This window comes from Desulfothermus okinawensis JCM 13304, assembly GCF_054654515.1.
Window position 1 is genome coordinate 1 of sequence record NZ_BAAIEW010000062.1, and the last position, 974, is coordinate 974.

A 974-nucleotide genomic window follows, 5' to 3' on the forward strand; every position below is an offset into this window, starting at 1 on the left:
GTAAATTTTGAGTGGGAGAAGATCAATTGAGAATTTAAGAAGTATTGGGTCAAATGGAGAAAGTAAAATTTTAAGTACCTGGAGCAAATGTTATGAAAAAACTACCAATAGGCATATCCAGTTTCAGGGAGATAATAGAGGGTGGGTATGTTTACATAGACAAGACAAAAGAGGCATATGAGTTAATAGAAAACTACAAATATGTGTTTTTATCTAGGCCAAGGAGATTTGGAAAGTCCTTATTTCTCGATACATTAAAGGAGATATTTGAGGGAAATAAAGAGCTTTTTAAGGGACTATACATTTATGACAAGTGGGATTTTGATAAAAAATATCCAGTAATTAAGATTAGCTGGGCAGGGAATTTTCGAACCTTAAAGGGAGTTGAAAGTTGTGCCAGGGAAAATTTTAGAAAGGCCCAGGAGACCTTGGGGATTCAATGTGAGAACAGAGAAGACATGGCAGCCTGTTTTTCAGAACTCATAGACAGAGCAACTAAAAAATACAATCAAAAGGTGGTTATATTAATAGATGAATATGACAAACCAATACTTGATGTAATAGAGAACAGGGATCAGGCAAAGGAAAACAGGGAGTATTTAAGGGGGCTTTATTCAATAATAAAGGACAATGATGCATATGTTAGATTTGCATTTTTAACAGGAGTTAGCAAGTTTTCCAAGGCATCAATATTCAGTGGGCTAAATATGTTAAAGGATATATCCCTGCATCCCAGATTTGGAAACATATGTGGCTATACCCAAAGGGACATTGAGACTGTATTTCTGCCCTATTTAAAAGGTATTGATTTAGACAAGGTGAAAGATTGGTATAATGGATATTATTTTTTAAAAGACAAGCTATATAACCCGTTTGACATATTAAATTTTATTGAAGAGGGATATAAATTTAAGAACTACTGGTTTGATACAGGAACACCTACATTTTTGATTAAATTAATCAAAGAAAATAGA

At 33.5% G+C, this 974-nt stretch carries 1 protein-coding gene; it reads left to right on the forward strand.

Translation table 11 applies throughout. The annotated features are described in order from the left end of the window. Nucleotides 1-92: 92 nt before the first annotated feature. Nucleotides 93-974, forward strand: an 882-nt coding sequence (locus ACYQ0O_RS13000) for an ATP-binding protein (protein WP_459893755.1), incomplete at its 3' end; no start/stop codon positions are given.